Annotated in this window: 18 protein-coding genes and 1 rRNA gene; 10 read left to right on the forward strand and 9 right to left on the reverse strand. The window is 53.0% G+C overall.

The window, feature by feature from the left end; all coding sequences use genetic code 11:
* The 4 genes from rrf (at position 1) to J6J34_RS08720 (ending at position 1,950) form a co-directional block, all read left to right on the forward strand.
* Positions 1-114 (forward strand): 5S ribosomal RNA (gene rrf / locus J6J34_RS08705).
* A gap of 268 nt (positions 115-382) precedes the next feature.
* Positions 383-694: a hypothetical protein gene (locus J6J34_RS08710; RefSeq protein WP_301721620.1), complete on the forward strand. Its 312-nt coding sequence runs from the start codon at positions 383-385 to the stop codon at positions 692-694.
* A 35-nt stretch (positions 695-729) separates the two neighbouring features.
* Complete coding sequence (locus J6J34_RS08715) at positions 730-1,152, forward strand: copper chaperone PCu(A)C (RefSeq protein ID WP_301721619.1); 423 nt, start codon at positions 730-732, stop codon at positions 1,150-1,152.
* A 39-nt stretch (positions 1,153-1,191) separates the two neighbouring features.
* On the forward strand, positions 1,192-1,950 hold the full coding sequence (locus J6J34_RS08720; protein WP_301834698.1) for a TIGR04219 family outer membrane beta-barrel protein: 759 nt from the start codon (positions 1,192-1,194) through the stop codon (positions 1,948-1,950).
* On the opposite strand, the gene J6J34_RS08725 is transcribed toward J6J34_RS08720, so the two are convergent.
* The 5 genes from J6J34_RS08725 to J6J34_RS08745 are packed head-to-tail and all read right to left on the reverse strand — an operon-like array spanning position 1,947 to position 6,015.
* Entirely contained in the window at positions 1,947-2,447 is a 501-nt protein-coding gene (locus tag J6J34_RS08725) for a DUF3299 domain-containing protein (RefSeq protein WP_301721616.1), read from the reverse strand. The genes J6J34_RS08720 and J6J34_RS08725 overlap by 4 nt on opposite strands.
* On the reverse strand, positions 2,444-3,748 hold the full coding sequence (locus J6J34_RS08730; protein WP_301774920.1) for an FtsX-like permease family protein: 1,305 nt from the start codon (positions 3,746-3,748) through the stop codon (positions 2,444-2,446). Before J6J34_RS08730 ends, J6J34_RS08725 begins: the two co-directional genes overlap by 4 nt.
* Positions 3,741-4,442 (reverse strand): ABC transporter ATP-binding protein, encoded by a 702-nt coding sequence (locus J6J34_RS08735; RefSeq protein ID WP_301774919.1) that lies wholly within the window; start codon positions 4,440-4,442, stop codon positions 3,741-3,743. The genes J6J34_RS08730 and J6J34_RS08735 overlap by 8 nt, the downstream gene beginning before the upstream one ends.
* A gap of 5 nt (positions 4,443-4,447) precedes the next feature.
* On the reverse strand, positions 4,448-4,978 hold the full coding sequence (gene ppa, locus J6J34_RS08740; RefSeq protein WP_301721611.1) for an inorganic diphosphatase: 531 nt from the start codon (positions 4,976-4,978) through the stop codon (positions 4,448-4,450).
* Positions 4,979-5,022: 44 nt separating this feature from the next.
* The gene (locus J6J34_RS08745; protein ID WP_301721609.1) at positions 5,023-6,015 is read right to left on the reverse strand and encodes a class 1 fructose-bisphosphatase; all 993 of its coding nucleotides are present in this window, start codon (positions 6,013-6,015) and stop codon (positions 5,023-5,025) included.
* A gap of 155 nt (positions 6,016-6,170) precedes the next feature.
* Between J6J34_RS08745 and mpl the strand changes: the two genes are divergently transcribed.
* Genes mpl through panP form a run of 6 tightly spaced genes read left to right on the forward strand, consistent with a single transcriptional unit; the run spans position 6,171 to position 12,290 of the window.
* Positions 6,171-7,532: a UDP-N-acetylmuramate:L-alanyl-gamma-D-glutamyl-meso-diaminopimelate ligase gene (gene mpl, locus J6J34_RS08750; protein ID WP_301721608.1), complete on the forward strand. Its 1,362-nt coding sequence runs from the start codon at positions 6,171-6,173 to the stop codon at positions 7,530-7,532.
* A gap of 13 nt (positions 7,533-7,545) precedes the next feature.
* Entirely contained in the window at positions 7,546-8,169 is a 624-nt protein-coding gene (locus J6J34_RS08755) for a flavin prenyltransferase UbiX (protein WP_301721607.1), read from the forward strand.
* 6 nt (positions 8,170-8,175) lie between these two features.
* The gene (locus J6J34_RS08760; RefSeq protein WP_301721606.1) at positions 8,176-9,120 is read left to right on the forward strand and encodes an ABC transporter ATP-binding protein; all 945 of its coding nucleotides are present in this window, start codon (positions 8,176-8,178) and stop codon (positions 9,118-9,120) included.
* A gap of 4 nt (positions 9,121-9,124) precedes the next feature.
* Positions 9,125-9,901, forward strand: a complete 777-nt coding sequence (locus J6J34_RS08765) for an ABC transporter permease (RefSeq protein ID WP_418055180.1) — start codon at positions 9,125-9,127, stop codon at positions 9,899-9,901.
* Positions 9,898-10,605, forward strand: coding sequence for a tRNA (guanine(46)-N(7))-methyltransferase TrmB (gene trmB / locus J6J34_RS08770; protein WP_301721604.1), 708 nt, complete (start codon positions 9,898-9,900; stop codon positions 10,603-10,605). Before J6J34_RS08765 ends, trmB begins: the two co-directional genes overlap by 4 nt.
* Positions 10,606-10,637: 32 nt before the next feature.
* Positions 10,638-12,290 (forward strand): pyridoxal-dependent aspartate 1-decarboxylase PanP, encoded by a 1,653-nt coding sequence (panP, locus tag J6J34_RS08775; RefSeq protein WP_301721603.1) that lies wholly within the window; start codon positions 10,638-10,640, stop codon positions 12,288-12,290.
* Here the strand turns inward: panP and panC are convergent.
* From panC to pcnB, 4 genes are read right to left on the reverse strand one after another with little or no spacing between them, the layout of a single operon-like run.
* Complete coding sequence (panC, locus tag J6J34_RS08780) at positions 12,287-13,132, reverse strand: pantoate--beta-alanine ligase (protein ID WP_301898883.1); 846 nt, start codon at positions 13,130-13,132, stop codon at positions 12,287-12,289. The two genes, panP and panC, sit on opposite strands and share 4 nt — an antisense overlap.
* A gap of 3 nt (positions 13,133-13,135) precedes the next feature.
* Positions 13,136-13,933 (reverse strand): 3-methyl-2-oxobutanoate hydroxymethyltransferase, encoded by a 798-nt coding sequence (gene panB, locus J6J34_RS08785; RefSeq protein WP_301721601.1) that lies wholly within the window; start codon positions 13,931-13,933, stop codon positions 13,136-13,138.
* A gap of 40 nt (positions 13,934-13,973) precedes the next feature.
* The gene (folK, locus tag J6J34_RS08790) at positions 13,974-14,453 is read right to left on the reverse strand and encodes a 2-amino-4-hydroxy-6-hydroxymethyldihydropteridine diphosphokinase (RefSeq protein ID WP_301721599.1); all 480 of its coding nucleotides are present in this window, start codon (positions 14,451-14,453) and stop codon (positions 13,974-13,976) included.
* Positions 14,450-15,820: a polynucleotide adenylyltransferase PcnB gene (pcnB, locus tag J6J34_RS08795; protein ID WP_301721598.1), complete on the reverse strand. Its 1,371-nt coding sequence runs from the start codon at positions 15,818-15,820 to the stop codon at positions 14,450-14,452. The genes folK and pcnB overlap by 4 nt, the downstream gene beginning before the upstream one ends.
* Positions 15,821-15,919 lie beyond the last annotated feature (99 nt).

Below are 15,919 nucleotides of genomic sequence, written 5' to 3' on the forward strand. Positions count from 1 at the left end.
CTGGCGGCAATAGCGAAGTGGAACCACCTGATCCATTCCGAACTCAGTAGTGAAACGCTTCAGCGCCGATGGTAGTGTGGGGCTTCCCCATGTGAGAGTAGGACACCGCCAGGCTTTAATTATCGAAGAGCCCTCAGCTAACGCTGGGGGCTTTTTTTATGCCCGCCTTTTTATAGCAGATGTCTTACGGATCTAGCCTTTGGTAACTTTCGATCAAGACCGGCTATAGCTGTGTGAAACTCACCACTTTATAGTCTTTTCTCTCAATATCGACTTATCGCTATCTAAATAAATTCAATTAAAACAGCATGATAAATAACTGGCACGGTTCTTGTATTACTTTAGTAGCAACATCTTGAAGTGATACTTAATGGAGAACGTCATGGGAAACAAATCGACCTGGTTATGGGTCATTGCCGCAGTCATCGGCCTGGCCTTGTTCGGCGACGAGGTGCTTGGTCTGCTTGGTGCGATTATCGGGCTTATTGTAAGTATCGGTATCACCGGATTGGTTATGCTGGCGATTGCGATTGGTGCTTTTGCCTTAGTCGTCATGGTTGGCGGTAGCATCGCTGTTGCCCTAATTGTCTCAGCGGTTGCGCTGGTGGCGGTGCTATTCAGTTGGCTATGGCCTTACCTGTTATTACTGGGGATCCTGTACTTATTGGTTCGAAAACGCCCTAAAGCTGTGTAGACTAAAAGCCTGTCAAAACCAACCAGGGTAAACCAATGAAACAGCTCGTGGTATGTCTGGCACTGTTGCTTAGCAGTATTAGTGCCCAAGCAGAACAACTTAGCATCGACGATGCGTGGGTAAAACCCACAATTCCGGGGACAGAGAACGGTGCCGGCTATGTGGTGATCACCAATACCAGCGAAACAAGTATCACGCTTATTGGGGTGACCACGGAAGCGGCGCGGGCGGCAGAAGTGCATCAACATATCATGAGCGAAGACGGCATGATGAGGATGCGGCGTGTGCCCGAATTGGTGATCGGGCCTAAGGAAACGGTCACCTTTCAGCCAGGTGGCTACCACGTGATGTTTTTCGGTGTAAAATTTCCGTTTAAAGTCGGAGATGAGGTTGCTTTTCAGCTACAGTTCGCAGATGCTGACGCGTTAGAGGTGAACGCTGAAGTGCGTCCACTGTAGTCATCAGTAACTTTTTAGAACCGCAAGGAATACCGCTACATGGCTGATTTAAAGCTAACCAGAGTGTCGACCCTTTTAGTGTGCTGCCTGTTATCTGCACCCGTAGCTGCGGATACCGTTTTTGGTGTTTATGCAGGAGGTCAGTACTGGCAGACGGATACGTCCGGCTCCTTTGGCAGTAACAGCAATGCGCAGGAGTTCGACTTTGAGGATGAACAGCAAAAGAGCTATTACATAGCGTTTGAGCATCCCATCCCGATGTTTCCTAACCTTAAGGTGCGTCATAACGAGCTGGTCAGCTCCGGGCAGCAAACCTTAAGCCAGGACTTCAACTTCTTTGGTACCAACTTCAGCGCTGGCACGTCAGCTGCGTATCAAACGGATCTTACCCATACGGATTACACTTTTTATTACGAGCTGTTTGATAACGACTTACTGACGTTTGATTTAGGGCTAACGGCCAAGCGCGTAGAGGGTGAACTTGCCGTACAGAGTCAGCAACTCGTGGAACGTAGCGCCACTGATGGCTGGGTTCCGACATTATACAGTCAGCTTCGGGTCGGTATTCCGGCGACCCCGCTTACCTTTTATGGCACTGCCAACGCCGTCAGTATCGATGACTCAAAAATCGAAGATTACGACCTGGGTATCGAGTATCGGGTCATCGAAAACCTGGCGATTGATGTGAACCTGCAGCTGGGTTATCGGGCGTTCGCAATCGAGCTTGATGATTTGGATGGCGTCTACAGTAACTTAGATTACAAAGGCCCTTATCTGGGCCTTGAACTGCACTTCTAACCACCGTAAGGCGTTACCGTGGCCGCTTCAAGCTGGTAACCAACCACCGCCAGCTCGCCGTCGGCGCGTTCTACCTTAATCGTGCCTTCGACCCACACCGGGTTGAAGGCCTGTCGAATCGGATAGCCCTCTGGGTAAGTGACCAGCAAGACCTGATTCGGTGGCGGTGGTGGTACGTGGATACAAGCGCCCTCGTAAGGTACCAGCAAGAACTCTGTAACCTTGCTGTCTTCCGCCTGTAACTGCACGACAAATCCTGGAATGCGTACTTTCTGGCCATCCAGGGCTGCCACGACAGGGGCATTCAATTCAGGCTGACCCATGGCTTCAGGGTTCATGTCATAGTAAGCCTGACTGCGCACCGGTGGCGGCGTATAACCTTCCGGGATCAGATTCTTCCACTCCAACTCACGGTAATCACTGGCAGTTGCCGGATTTACCGAACTCACCGCAACTAATGCCATTGCCGCGATACTCAGAAACCAACTTTTCATCATAATTTCACCGTTAATCCATCTGCTAAAGCATTGCGATAGGCTCGCCATGCCGGATAAAAACTCAAAATGATCGCAGCGCCTATTATCGCTGCCAGCAAGTAGATCTCACGCAGGGTCAATACACTCGCAGTCACCTGGATACCTAAGGTGTTCTGTAAAGCGTCGGCACCAAAGATGAGTACCGCATAAAGCGCGGCGGTGCCCGCAGTTGCGCCGACAATAGTGACAGCGGCTGCTTCACAGACTAATAAACCAAGAATCGTCACCGGACCCGCACCAATAGAACGTAAGACCGCCATCTCGCGGCGGCGTTCCCGTAAACTGGCGAGCAATGTGGTGAGCATCCCCAACAGTCCCGTAATGACCACCAATACCGAGATTGTCATCAAGGCACGCTCAAACAAATTCAGGGTGCGCCAGAAGTTCTGTAGCGCCAGACCGGGCATGATGGCGGACAGTGCTTCCTCATCATAGGTATTAATGACACGCTGCAGGCGCAGGGCGTAGGCACGGTTTTCAAGACCCAGCAGTACAGCGCTTAAGGTGTAGACCGGTGGCGCTGAATGCTCATTCGCGCTTTCCTGTTGATGCTCGTGCGCGTGTTGTTCATGCGCATGCCCTTCAGCAGAATGTGTGGTCTCAACTTCCGTTGCTGGCAAGTAGTCGCCGTGCACCAACCCTTGTCCTTGCAGAGGGATGAAGACACCACGATCAATCGGTGTCCCAGTTCTGGCTAACACGCCAGCCACGGTAAACGGGTGCGCGTCATGATCACTAAAACTGATGTCCCCGGTACCGTGAGAAATGGTGAGGGGTTGGTTGATAGTTTTGCCGAGCTCTGCTGCGGCCTCGGCACCCAACACCGCGACAGTGAAGTTTGTATGGGTAGCGAAGTTGCCCCCGGACTGAAACTGTAACGATTGTTTGGAGCCATATTGGAAATGTTCAAACAATGCATCTGTGGTGGCAATAACCGGAAACCCCTGCACACTGTCGCCCATAGCCATGGGAATATGCCAGTCGACGCCAGGCAGCTGCTGTAGGTACTGATAACTATTCCAGTTCAGCGTATTAGACAAATTGCCGATATGAAATACGCTGCTCAGCAGAAGTTCGGTGGAGCCTGTGCGTGCGCCAACGATCAGATCAGTGCCGGAAATTGTGTTGGCGAAATTTTCCTGGGTCTGTACGCGAATACGTTCCACGCCAAGCAACAACAAGGTGCTCACCGCGATGGCGACCACCGTCAGCCAGACGCTGCCGCGACGATTCCACAGGCTCGCTAAGGCCAGTTTAAACATGGGCAGCTCCACTGGCCTGGTTCAGCTCGTGCAGCTCAATCGTGCGCGGGAAATGTGGCGCTAAGGTGGCGTCGTGGGTGACAAATAACAACGTGGTATCCTGCGCTTCGCAGGCTTCAAACAGGAGTCGGATAAAATCGTCACGATGAGCCTGATCAAGCGCCGAGGTTGGCTCGTCGGCAATGATTAAAGCTGGACTGCCTAACAGCGCTCTGGCTGCGGCAACGCGCTGTTGCTGGCCCACGCTCAATTGGTGCGCCGGCTGCTGTTGCTGTGAGCGGCTCAGACCGAGCCGATCCAGTAAGACTTCTGCGGCAGCCTCGATGCTATGTCCTTGCAAACGATGCCGGCGCGCAGGGGCAAACTGACAGGCAAGCGTGACGTTAGCGAGCGCTGACAGGTAAGGCAGCAAGTTGAATTGCTGAAAAATATAACCGATTTCATTGGCACGCAGCCGATCGCGCTGATGTTGGCTTAATTGCGCAAGGTCATGGCCAAGCACATTCACCTGACCTGCTGCAGTGGTATGGATGCCGGCAATCAAGCTGAGCAAGGTGGATTTACCACTGCCACTGGCGCCGCGAAGCAGAACTCGTTCGCCGCGGGCGAGGGAGAGATGCGGGATGCTCAGCAGGGCAGACTGAGCACCCGGCCAGCTAAACTCGAGTCGATTTAGCTCAACACAGGTGCTCATTCGACTTACTTAGCTTGTGCGCGTTCGAATGACGTCAGGATCTCGTCTTTGGCTTCGTTCACGTCGCCCCAGCCTTCAACCTTGACCCATTTGCCACTTTCCAGCTCTTTATAGCGCTCGAAGAAATGCGTAATTTGTGCTTTTAAAAGCTCTGGCAAGTCGCTGACGTCTTTAATGTGATCGTACTCTTTGCTCAGCTTGCTGATGGGCACTGCGACGACTTTCGCGTCTTCGCCAGCTTCGTCGGTCATCTTCAGGACGCCAACCGGGCGGCATTTGATCACAGATCCCGCTTGCAACGGATAAGGTGTCGGCACCAATACGTCAACAGGGTCACCATCCAAAGATAAGGTGTCGTTTACGAAGCCGTAGTTGCATGGGTAGAACATTGGCGTTGACATAAAACGGTCAACCCATAGCGTACCTGTGTCTTTATCGACTTCATATTTGATCGGGTCCGCATTGGCCGGGATCTCGATGATGACATTTACTTCTTCAGGCAAGTTTTTACCTGCACTCACATCACTTAAACTCATGATCGTTCCTGTTTAACAAATAATGGTGAAAAATAGGTGACTTATTATACGTCGGTTGTCGTCGAATGCGAATCTTGCAAATACTCTAAGCAGGTGCTTACTTCCTGCTCTGAACCCAAGATAACACTGACGCGTTGGTGAATATGTTCAGGTTGCACCTCAAGGATTCGTTGCTTTCCCGTATGGGCGATACCGCCCGCTTGTTCGACCAGCATCGCCATTGGGTTACCTTCGTACATGAGTCTTAACTTGAAGGGTTTGCCCGGCTTACGGCTATCGCCTGGATAGGTAAACAATCCGCCGCGGCACAGTACACGGTGCACGTCAGCAACCATGGCGGCAATCCAGCGCATATTGAAGTTTTTACAACGGGGTCCGGTCTCCCCTGCCAGCAAGTCGTCCACATAGCGCCGCATTTGCGGCTCCCAGTGGCGGTAATTTGACATATTGATGGCAAATTCACAGGTGCTTTTCGGGATCTCGATGTCGGTGTCGGTCAGCAGGAATTCGCCCACCTTCTGATCCAGAGTAAACATGCGTACGCCACGGCCGGTGGTGAACACCAGCATGGTTGACGGACCATAAAGAACATAGCCAGCGGCGACCTGATGGGTACCAGGTTGCAGGAACATGTCCTCACCGGTACGGCCGTCTTTCGGTGTGGGCATGATCGAGAAAATCGTGCCGACCAAACTGTTAATATCAATATTTGAGCTGCCATCAAGGGGATCGAAAGCCACCAGATACTCGCCCTCGGTCGTCCCTTCAACGATGCCTTCTTCTTCCTCAGAAGCCACTGCGCGAACGTGTGGATTCTCCAGTAAGATATCTTTCAGCAGCTGGTTGGCCAGCACATCCAGCATTTTCTGTGTTTCACCCTGAATGTTTTCGTCCAGAGTTGAACCCAGCACACCTGCTAACTCACCCTGATGGAGACGGAACGAAATTTCTTTAGCACAAATTTGTAGTGTATTTATGACTGAAAGAAGCTCTTCATCGACCTGATCACGGCGTAAAGTAGGTATTAAGCGTTGCATAACGTCCTCATATGGTGTGCTGCTCAAAATCGCGGCTAAGTTTACCGCAAAAAGAGGTAAAATGCCTGCAAGAATCTCCGTAAATTGCGCCTGCATGCTACACTAGCTCCCTTTTTATTATGCACAGCACTACGATGTAACCGTTGGACGAAATTATGCACATTCATATTCTTGGGGTTTGTGGCACCTTTATGGGCGGTATCGCCGCGCTGGCCAAGGCGATGGGCCACCATGTCACGGGCAGTGACGCAGCCGTCTATCCGCCGATGAGTGATCAACTGGCAGCGCTGGGGATTGACGTTTATCAGGGCTATGATCCAGGGCAGCTGGAGCCGCGTCCTGATCTGGTGATTATTGGTAATGTCCTCAGTCGTGGTAATCCGGCGGTTGAAGCGGTGCTTAATCAACGCATCGCGTATCGTTCCGGTGCCCAATGGCTGCACGATACTTTGCTGCAAGACAAATGGGTCCTGGCGGTAGCCGGTACCCATGGAAAAACAACCACGGCAAGTATGTTGGCCTGGATTCTGGCGCAGGCAGGCTACCAGCCAGGCTTTCTGGTCGGCGGCGTGCTGGCCAATTTTGGTTGTTCTGCACAACTCGGTGCCAGCGACTTCTTTGTAATAGAAGCGGATGAGTATGACACTGCGTTTTTCGACAAGCGTTCGAAGTTTGTCCATTACCAGCCGTCGACGCTGGTTTTAAACAACCTGGAATACGATCATGCGGATATTTTCCCGGATCTGGCCGCGATTCAGACCCAGTTCCATCATCTGATTCGCATTATTCCCGGTCACGGTAAGATTATTTATCCGGCCAACACCAGCAGCATCGAGCAAGTGTTAGAGCGCGGGTGCTGGAGCGAGCGCGCGACCCTGGCGCCGACGGTCGATAACATCCCTGCGGACTGGCATTACCAATTGGTTAACGCTGACGCGAGTCGTTTTATTGCCAGACATGGTGACACCGAGGCGACCGTGAACTGGGAGCTGGTAGGCGAGCATAATGCGGCGAATGCGGTGATGGCAATGGCCGCGGCCCACCATGTGGGAGTGCCTTTAGAGGTGTCTGCGCAGGCGCTGGGTGAATTTAAGAACACCAAACGGCGGCTGGAATTAGTGGGTACGCCGAACGGCATTGCGATTTACGATGATTTTGCCCATCATCCGACCGCCATCGCAACGACCCTCGCCGGTCTGCGGGCCAAGGTTGGCGATGCCCGGATTGTCGCGGTATTGGAGCCGCGTTCCAATACTATGAAACAAGGCATTCATGCCGACAAGCTGGATGCTGCGCTCGCGGTGGCCGATGCTTGCTTTATGCTTGAGCCCGAAGGGTTAGAATGGTCTATTGCCGAGTGCGTTCCAGCAGCGACTGTGGCAACGTCTGTCGATGAACTTGCCGCGCTGCTGGTGCGTACATTAGAGCCTGGTGATCAATTGCTGATCATGAGCAATGGTGGCTTCGGCGGCTTGCACCAGCGCTTGCTGCGCGAGCTTGAACCTCAACAAAACTAACGAAGGTGGTGTGATGAACGTTTCCAGTTCAGCAATAACCCTCGCGATCACGGGTGCCTCAGGTGCACCTTATGCGATGCGTTTGTTAGAATGCCTGTTGCAACAACAGCAACAGGTGCATTTGTTAATGTCGAGCGCAGCGCGAGTGGTGTTTGCGACGGAGCTTGACTGGCAACTGCCAGCAGCCCCACAAGCCATGGGGAACGCCCTACGCGAACGCTTTAAGGTGAGTGCCGAACAACTGCAGGTGTACGGCAAAGAGCAATGGTTTGCACCAGTGGCATCCGGCTCTGCTGCGCCCAAACGAATGCTGGTATGCCCCTGCTCAACAGGGACGCTTGCGGCGATCGCCAGTGGTGCCAGCGACAATCTGATTGAACGTGCCGCAGATGTGGTGATAAAGGAGCGCGGACAGCTTGTTCTGGTGCCGCGCGAGATGCCGCTTTCTGCGATACATCTTGAGAATATGCTGAAACTGGCGCGGTTAGGGGTCACCATCATGCCTGCCGCGCCAGGGTTTTACCATCAACCGCAGAGCATCGACGATTTAGTCGATTTTGTGGTGGCGCGGGTGCTTGATCACCTCGGGTTAGAGCAAACTTTGCAGCCTCGCTGGGGCTACGGAGAGGAGTCGTAATTCGACATGAAAGCTTTATCGATTAGTAATTTAAGAAAAACCTACAAAGGCGGATTCGAAGCCCTGAAAGGCATCGATCTGGATGTCGAGGAAGGTGACTTTTTTGCCTTGCTCGGTCCGAATGGGGCAGGCAAGTCGACCACCATTGGTATTATTTCATCGCTGGTCAACAAGAGCGCCGGTCAGGTGAGCGTGTTTGGCTACGATCTGGATACCCAGCTGGTCGACCTGAAGAAGCAGATCGGACTGGTGCCACAGGAATTTAATTTCAATCAGTTCGAGACCGTACGCCAAATCGTGGTGAATCAGGCCGGTTATTACGGCGTGCCACGGCAAGTGGCGCACGAACGCGCTGAGCATTACCTCAAGCAACTGGGTCTATGGGACAAACGTGATAACGCTGCCCGGATGCTATCAGGCGGGATGAAACGTCGTCTGATGATCGCCCGCGCACTTCTGCACGAACCTAAATTACTCATTCTGGATGAGCCTACCGCTGGCGTGGATATTGAATTGCGGCGCAGTATGTGGGATTACCTCATCGATATAAATAAACAAGGCATCACCATTATCCTCACCACGCATTACCTGGAAGAGGCAGAAACCTTGTGCCGTAACATCGCCATCATTGATCAGGGTAACATTGTAGAAAATACCTCAATCAAACGCTTATTGGCCACGCTGAACCGGGAAACCTTTGTACTGGATCTGAGCCGTGACGATGACACGCGGGTTGAGCCTGCTCTTGAGGGCTTTACCATGCGTCAGATGGACGACCATACAATAGAGGTCGATGTCGAGAAATCCCAAGGTCTGAACAAGGTTTTTGACCAGCTCAGCGCACAGAACATTAAAGTCTTATCGATGCGCAATAAGGCCAACCGCTTAGAAGAGCTGTTTGTCGATCTGGTTGAACGTGGACGTACAGAAAAATCAGCAGCGGGAGCCTAACATGATGACCACGTCTTATAATTTTACCGCGCTTAAAACCATCTGGATTAAAGAGTGTACGCGCTTCCTGCGCATCTGGGTGCAGACGTTGGTGCCACCGGCCATCACCATGACCCTGTATTTTGTCATTTTCGGTAGCATTGTCGGTGAGCGTATCGGTGACATGAGTGGCCGCCCCTACATGGAGTTCATCGTGCCCGGTCTGATCATGATGTCGGTGATCACCAACTCCTATTCGAACGTTGCATCATCTTTTTTCAGTGCTAAGTTTCAGCGCAATATTGAAGAGATGCTGGTTGCCCCCGTGTCCACGCCGGTGATTATTGCCGGCTATGTTGGCGGCGGTTTAGCGCGCGCTATGATCGTTGCGGTCATCGTTACGCTGGTCTCTTTTACCTTTGTTGAAAATGTCAGCATCAATCACGCGGGTATTCTGGTATTGACTGTGGTGTTGACCTCAACACTGTTTTCACTGGCGGGACTCATTAACGCGGTCTACGCCAAAACGTTCGATGATATCTCCATCGTACCGACCTTTATTCTGACCCCCTTAACCTATTTAGGCGGGGTGTTCTTCAGCATCAGCCTGCTGCCTGGCATCTGGGAAACCGTCGCCCGGGCTAACCCGGTTTTGTACATGGTGAATGCGTTCCGCTACGGCTTCCTTGGCGTGTCTGATGTCAGTATCAGCGTCGCGCTGAGTGTCATCATCGCTTTTAATCTGGTGTTTTTCGTGACGGCTTACACTTTGCTGCAACGTGGTATAGGGATCCGTTCGTGAGTGCCAAAGAATCGCGTCCAGTTACGACCAATCAGCACGGTAATCATGAGGATTTGACGCAGGTGGTGATGCGCCATCTGCGCTCACCATTTAAAAAGCCGATCCAGGAACATAACCGGGAGGCCTTTCAGCAAGCGGCGCAGGCGGTTGCCGAATGGCAGGGGCCGGTGATTTTGGACTCCTGCTGTGGTGTGGGTGAAAGCACGGCCAGGCTGGCGGAACAGCATCCGCAAGCACTGGTGATCGGGGTGGATAAATCGGCCCATCGCTTGCAGCGCCATGCCAATTATCAGACTGCCGAAGCAGGACAACGTTACTTGTTGGTGCGCGCCGATTTACAGGATTTCTGGCGCCTTGCGGTCGAGGCAAACTGGCAGCTCCAGCAGCATTATATTTTGTACCCCAATCCCTGGCCAAAAGCCTCGCATTTTAGCCGCAGATGGCATGGCAGTCCGGTCTGGCCCTACGTTTTGGGACTTGGCGGTGAGTTGATCATGCGCTCAAACTGGGTGACGTATCTGACGGAAGTGGCCAGTAGTCTGGCACTGGTCAACTGTTCTGCAACCTTGCAGCCGTTGCTGGCGCGCCATGAGCCTATTACGCCGTTTGAACGTAAATACCAGCGCAGTGGACAGCAACTGTGGCAATTAACTGCTACTCTGCCAGAGGACGGTCGCTATTTTTCTGCAATCGAGGCAGAATAATCGCCTGCTCATAACGAATAAGGGTTAACGCCTTGAGTGATCAAGTTTTTGCTGAAGTGAGTGAAGAAGCGTTATTGAAAATATTTACGCTTCCGGAAGCACCTGACTCGACCCTGGGTCGGATAGAAAAGGACTTATCAGAGAACCTGATGGGATTTCTCGGTGAGCACATTGTCGCTCGCGAAAAACCTCTGCATGAAATAGAAACCAATTTTTCGGCCAGTGAGGTTCCTGAGCAGCCACGCTATGTGTCTGACCATACGGAATTTTTGTTAGATAATCTCGTTGCTCACTCGGTGCACACATCATCACCTCGTTTTATCGGCCATATGACCTCGGCACTGCCTTATTTTCTGCTGCCGTTAGCGAAACTTATGGTGGGTCTCAATCAGAATCTGGTGAAGATCGAAACATCCAAGGCGTTCACTCCGCTCGAGCGTAATGTGCTGGGGATGTTGCACAACCTGGTTTACGACCGGGATAAGAGCTTTTATCAGCGCTGGATGCACAGTGCTCAGCACTCCTTAGGCGCTATGTGTTCCGGCGGGACCGTTGCCAACATTACCGCGTTATGGGTCGCCCGCAACGTCCTGCTGAAGCCAGCGCAAGGCTTTGCCGGAGTCGCTGCGGATGGTTTTGCGGCCGGGCTCAGTCACTACGGCTATAAACGGTTGACGGTGATGGTATCTGAGCGCGGGCATTACTCGCTGGCAAAAGCGGCAGATATTCTTGGTATTGGCCGTAACAACTTAATTGGTGTGGCCACCGATGATCATAACCGTATCCGCGTAGATAAGCTGCGCGAAGCTTGCGCACAAGTGGCTGCCGACGGCGGCAAAGTGCTGGCGATTGTCGGTGTCGCCGGCACCACGGAGACCGGGCATATCGATCCGCTCAGCGAGCTTGCCGATTACGCCGAAGAAATCGGCGCACACTTTCATGTCGACGCCGCCTGGGGTGGTGCCACCTTGATGTCAAAGCAACACCGACACTTGCTTGCTGGTATCGAGCGGGCCGACAGTGTCACCATCGACGCACACAAACAAATGTACGTGCCTATGGGCGCTGGCATGGTGCTCTTCAAAGAGCCCGGCATGGTGCGGGCCATCGAGCATCACGCTGAGTATGTTATTCGCCACGGTTCGAAAGATTTGGGGGCGCACACCATGGAAGGCTCTCGTCCGGGCATGGCGATGCTGGTGTATTCTGCCATGCATGTGATGGGCCGGCGCGGTTACGAATTACTAATCAACAAAAGCATTGAGCAGGCGAAACAGTTCGCGCAACTGATTCGGGCGCAGGATGACTTTGAAGTCATCACTGATCCACAGCTGTGCCTGCTGACTTACCGGTTCGTGCCGAAAGCGGTGAAAGCAATTCTGCAGCAGGCGACAGCAGAGCAGATCCGGCGCTTAAATCCTCATTTAAATGCCATCACACGCTTTATTCAAAAGCGGCAACGTGAGACAGGGCGCTCCTTCGTGTCACGGACCAAGCTTACCCCAGCACACTATTATCGTGAGCCGACCGTAGTCTTTCGGGTGGTACTCGCCAATCCGCTAACGACCCAGGAAATGCTTGCGGAAGTATTGCAAGAGCAACGGGAAATTGCTGAGCAGGCCTTGGGACTGCGGGGCGCACTGCACACAGAAATGCGCGAGCTGGGCCTGCTGTCGCGACATTAAGCGTCGCGGGAAAACTGCAGATTATCAATCAGGCGGGTGCGGCCAAGAAATGCAGCGACCAGTACCACCAGATCTTTATCCGTGGCGTTCGCCGGTTGCAAATCCGCCTGCCGGCGAAGTTCCAGATAATCCATACGGAAACCGCTTTCCTGCAAGGCAATACGAGCTTCGGCGAGCGCCTGTTCCGCATCGATCTTGTCATGTTGAATGGCATGCGCAACAGTCTTTAGCACCTGGTACAAAATGGGTGCGAGGCGGCGTTCGGATGAGGACAGGTAGCCGTTGCGGGAACTTAATGCCAGGCCATCAATGGCACGCTCAGTCGGCATGCCGATAATTTCTACCGGAAAGCTTAAATCCTGTGCCATTAACCGAATGACCTGCAGTTGCTGGTAGTCCTTCTCACCGAACACTGCGTGGTCTGGCTGGACCATATTAAACAGCTTGGCAACCACAGTAGCGACGCCGCGAAAGTGACCGGGACGGCTGGCGCCGCAAAGGATGTCAGCGATTTTTGGAACTTCAATCGAGGTTTGTGCTTCCAGACCGCGCGGATAGACGTCAGTCACTTGCGGCGCAAACACCGCTTGTACGCCACGTTCGGCCAGAGCCTGGCAGTCAGCGTCGAGGGTACGGGGATAGCTATCAAGATCTTCATTGGCACCAAATTGCATCGGATTGACGAAAATGCTGACAATCACCTGGTCGGCATGCTGTTGCGCTAAGTCGACCAGTTTCAGATGGCCTTCATGCAGATTGCCCATCGTCGGTACCAGCCCCAGCGTTCCCTGTTGTTGGCGATGCCATGCTCTCAATTCCTCTAAGCTTTTTAATAACCGCATCGCTTAACCCTTAAAACTATGCTCAGGACCGGGGAAGCTACCGTCCTTGACTTGCTGCACATACAATTCAACTGCTGCTGTAAGATTACCGGCTTCAGCCAGGAAATCTTTCACAAATTTGGGCAGGTACTCACTGTTGAGGCCAATCATGTCATGCATGACCAGGATCTGGCCATCACACTCGGGGCCGGCGCCTATGCCAATGGTTGGAATGCTGAGTTTTTCGGTAATACGTTTGGCCAGCGAGCTCGGCACACATTCAAGTACCAGCATCTGTGCACCAGCTTCCTGTAGTGCCAGCGCCTGGCGGACTGTATTATCGGCCGCGCTGGCGTCTTTACCCTGCACTTTGTAGCCGCCGAGTACGTTAACTGATTGCGGCATTAACCCCAGGTGGGCACAGACGGGGACACTACGCTCGACCAGCTTATGGATAGTTTCGAGCAACCAGTCACCCCCTTCCAGCTTGACCATATTCGCGCCTGCACGCATCAGCTTGGCAGCTTCCAGACACGCTTGTTCGGGCGTGGCATAACTCATGAATGGCATATCGGCGATGACAAACGCCTCGGGTGCGCCGTTGCGCACTGCCTGGGTATGGTAAGCGACATTTTCGGTCGTCACCGGCAAGGTGCTGGAGGCTCCGAGGATGGTATTGCCAAGTGAGTCACCGACCAGCATAAAATCGACACCGCATTGCGCAAACAGCTTTGCAAAAGAGGCATCGTAAGCGGTCAGGGACGTGATTTTGTCGCCCTCGGCTTTCATTTTAGCGAGTTTAGCAATGGTAGTTGCGGCCATGATGAGTCCTTAACGCCGGGCAAAAGAGATGTTGATTGTATCAGGTAATTTTTATCAGGTCATGACTGGCCATGGAAGCACGCAGCTCGGAGACGGGACGACCATCCGGTAACCTCAGTTCAGGTGCGATTTCCGCCAGCGGCAGTACCACAAAGTCACGTTCGGCAAGCCCAGGATGGGGAACTTGCAGGCGTTCATGCTGTAGGGTGACATCGTTGTAAAGCAGCAGATCAAGGTCTAGTGTGCGAGCGCCCCAGCGGCGACCGCGCACACGACCGAATTGGCTTTCCAGCTGTTGCAGGTAATCCAGTAACGCAAGTGGTGCCAGGTCCGTCTCGGCGTAAAACACGGCGTTGACGTAGTCGGGCTGATCCTGCGGGCCCATAGGTTTGCTGCGATAGAAACTCGAGCAGCGAATAGCGCTTAATTCAGGCTGCACGCGCAAGTGCTCGAGCAGACGTTGCAGAGTTGTCACTGGGTCACCAAGGTTAGCGCCCAGAGCAATGTAGACCTGGCTCATGAGCTTGATGAACTGCCTGGCTTCTTACGTCGCCGGCCGCCGCGACGACCGCGGCGTTTAGCAGGGCGCACTTCGTCGCTGGCAGGTGCAGCTGGCGTGTGCTCCTGCTGTTTGGTCCAGAACTGTGCCAGTTCGTTGAGTTTCTTTTGCTCAAGCGGCGTAGCGGTAGCCGCGCGCAACAACAGGAAATCATAGGCCGCGCGAAAGCGAGGGTGGCCCAACAGCGATTTGACGCGTTTCCCTTTGGCGCGTTCCAGACGTTGCTGTAACTGCCAGATCTCACGGGCGGGAATAGTAAATCGTTTCGGCACTGCAATACTTTGCATCTGGCGGCCAATGACGTCTGCCGCGGCGATGTTCATGGCATCGACTGGTGGCAGTCCGCTCTCAAACATGAGCTCTTCCATGCGCGCCTGCAATGGCCACCACAGCAATGCTGCGAATAGATAAGCAGGGGTAATGCTGAGTCCTTTGGCCAGACGCGCATCGGTATCCGCGAAGGTCTGACGCAGCATCTGATAGGGCGATTCTTCAGGTGCTTTTAAGTAGTTTTTGAGTTGCGGGAATAGCTGCTGAAACAGGTGATAGTCGCTAAGCATTTCGAAATTTGCCAGCGCCTTACCGGCGGTAAATAACTTCAGCGACTCTTCAAACAGTCGCGCCGCAGGAATGTTTTGCAGAAGTGCCGCATGCTGACGAATAGGGTCGGCAACACTGGCATCCATGCGCATGGATAATTTGGTGGCAAAGCGAATGGCGCGCAACATTCGTACCGGATCTTCCCGGTAACGGGTCTCGGCATCGCCAATCATGCGCAATACACCGTTTTCAATGTCACGCACGCCGTTGGCGAAATCGTGAATTGAGAAGTCGGCGATATTGTAATACAGAGCATTCACGGTGAAGTCACGGCGTTGCGCGTCTTCCTCTATGCTGCCGTAGACATTGTCGCGCAGCAGCATCCCTTCGTTATCACTCTTGGCGTGTTTTTGCGCTTGTGCGTTTTCTTCGCTGTCGCTGTGGTGGCCGCGGAAGGTTGCTACTTCGATGATTTCACGGCCAAACATAATATGGGCCAGACGAAAGCGGCGGCCGACTAAGCGGCAATTACGGAATAACTTTTGCACTTCTTCAGGCTTGGCACTGGTAGCGACGTCGAAGTCTTTGGGTTGGATGCCAAGCAGTAAGTCACGGACGCAACCGCCGACTAAGAAGGCTTCATAACCCGCATTGTGCAGCCGGTACAGCACCTTTAAAGCAGGCTCGGCAATATCTTTGCGCGAAACCGGATGCTGATCGCGAGGTATAACCAAAGGTTTCGCGAGTATATTGCGAGGTAAGTCCGAACTGGGTTCGGCTTGCCGCATCGCTTTCTTGGCGAGGGCTTTGATGCGTTTGATAATAGTTTTGTCTCCCTAATCAAACCTTTGGTGTAGTGCAATGTGCGTATTGTAGCCGTTACTGAA

Origin of the sequence: Pseudidiomarina terrestris, from assembly GCF_030466405.1 — a bacterium.
Taxonomy (GTDB): Bacteria; Pseudomonadota; Gammaproteobacteria; order Enterobacterales; family Alteromonadaceae; genus Pseudidiomarina; species Pseudidiomarina terrestris.

Excerpts from the sequence above, each read along its gene's own strand:
- J6J34_RS08710 (WP_301721620.1), top strand. The coding sequence starts at position 383 with ATGGGAAACAAATCGACCTGGTTATGGGTCATTGCCGCAGTCATCGGC.
- J6J34_RS08715 (WP_301721619.1), top strand. The coding sequence starts at position 730 with ATGAAACAGCTCGTGGTATGTCTGGCACTGTTGCTTAGCAGTATTAGT.
- J6J34_RS08720 (WP_301834698.1), top strand. The coding sequence starts at position 1,192 with ATGGCTGATTTAAAGCTAACCAGAGTGTCGACCCTTTTAGTGTGCTGC.
- J6J34_RS08725 (WP_301721616.1), bottom strand. The coding sequence starts at position 2,447 with ATGATGAAAAGTTGGTTTCTGAGTATCGCGGCAATGGCATTAGTTGCG.
- J6J34_RS08730 (WP_301774920.1), bottom strand. The coding sequence starts at position 3,748 with ATGTTTAAACTGGCCTTAGCGAGCCTGTGGAATCGTCGCGGCAGCGTC.
- J6J34_RS08735 (WP_301774919.1), bottom strand. The coding sequence starts at position 4,442 with ATGAGCACCTGTGTTGAGCTAAATCGACTCGAGTTTAGCTGGCCGGGT.
- ppa (WP_301721611.1), bottom strand. The coding sequence starts at position 4,978 with ATGAGTTTAAGTGATGTGAGTGCAGGTAAAAACTTGCCTGAAGAAGTA.
- J6J34_RS08745 (WP_301721609.1), bottom strand. The coding sequence starts at position 6,015 with ATGCAACGCTTAATACCTACTTTACGCCGTGATCAGGTCGATGAAGAG.
- mpl (WP_301721608.1), top strand. The coding sequence starts at position 6,171 with ATGCACATTCATATTCTTGGGGTTTGTGGCACCTTTATGGGCGGTATC.
- J6J34_RS08755 (WP_301721607.1), top strand. The coding sequence starts at position 7,546 with ATGAACGTTTCCAGTTCAGCAATAACCCTCGCGATCACGGGTGCCTCA.
- J6J34_RS08760 (WP_301721606.1), top strand. The coding sequence starts at position 8,176 with ATGAAAGCTTTATCGATTAGTAATTTAAGAAAAACCTACAAAGGCGGA.
- J6J34_RS08765 (WP_418055180.1), top strand. The coding sequence starts at position 9,125 with ATGACCACGTCTTATAATTTTACCGCGCTTAAAACCATCTGGATTAAA.
- panC (WP_301898883.1), bottom strand. The coding sequence starts at position 13,132 with ATGCGGTTATTAAAAAGCTTAGAGGAATTGAGAGCATGGCATCGCCAA.
- panB (WP_301721601.1), bottom strand. The coding sequence starts at position 13,933 with ATGGCCGCAACTACCATTGCTAAACTCGCTAAAATGAAAGCCGAGGGC.
- folK (WP_301721599.1), bottom strand. The coding sequence starts at position 14,453 with ATGAGCCAGGTCTACATTGCTCTGGGCGCTAACCTTGGTGACCCAGTG.
- pcnB (WP_301721598.1), bottom strand. The coding sequence starts at position 15,820 with ATGCGGCAAGCCGAACCCAGTTCGGACTTACCTCGCAATATACTCGCG.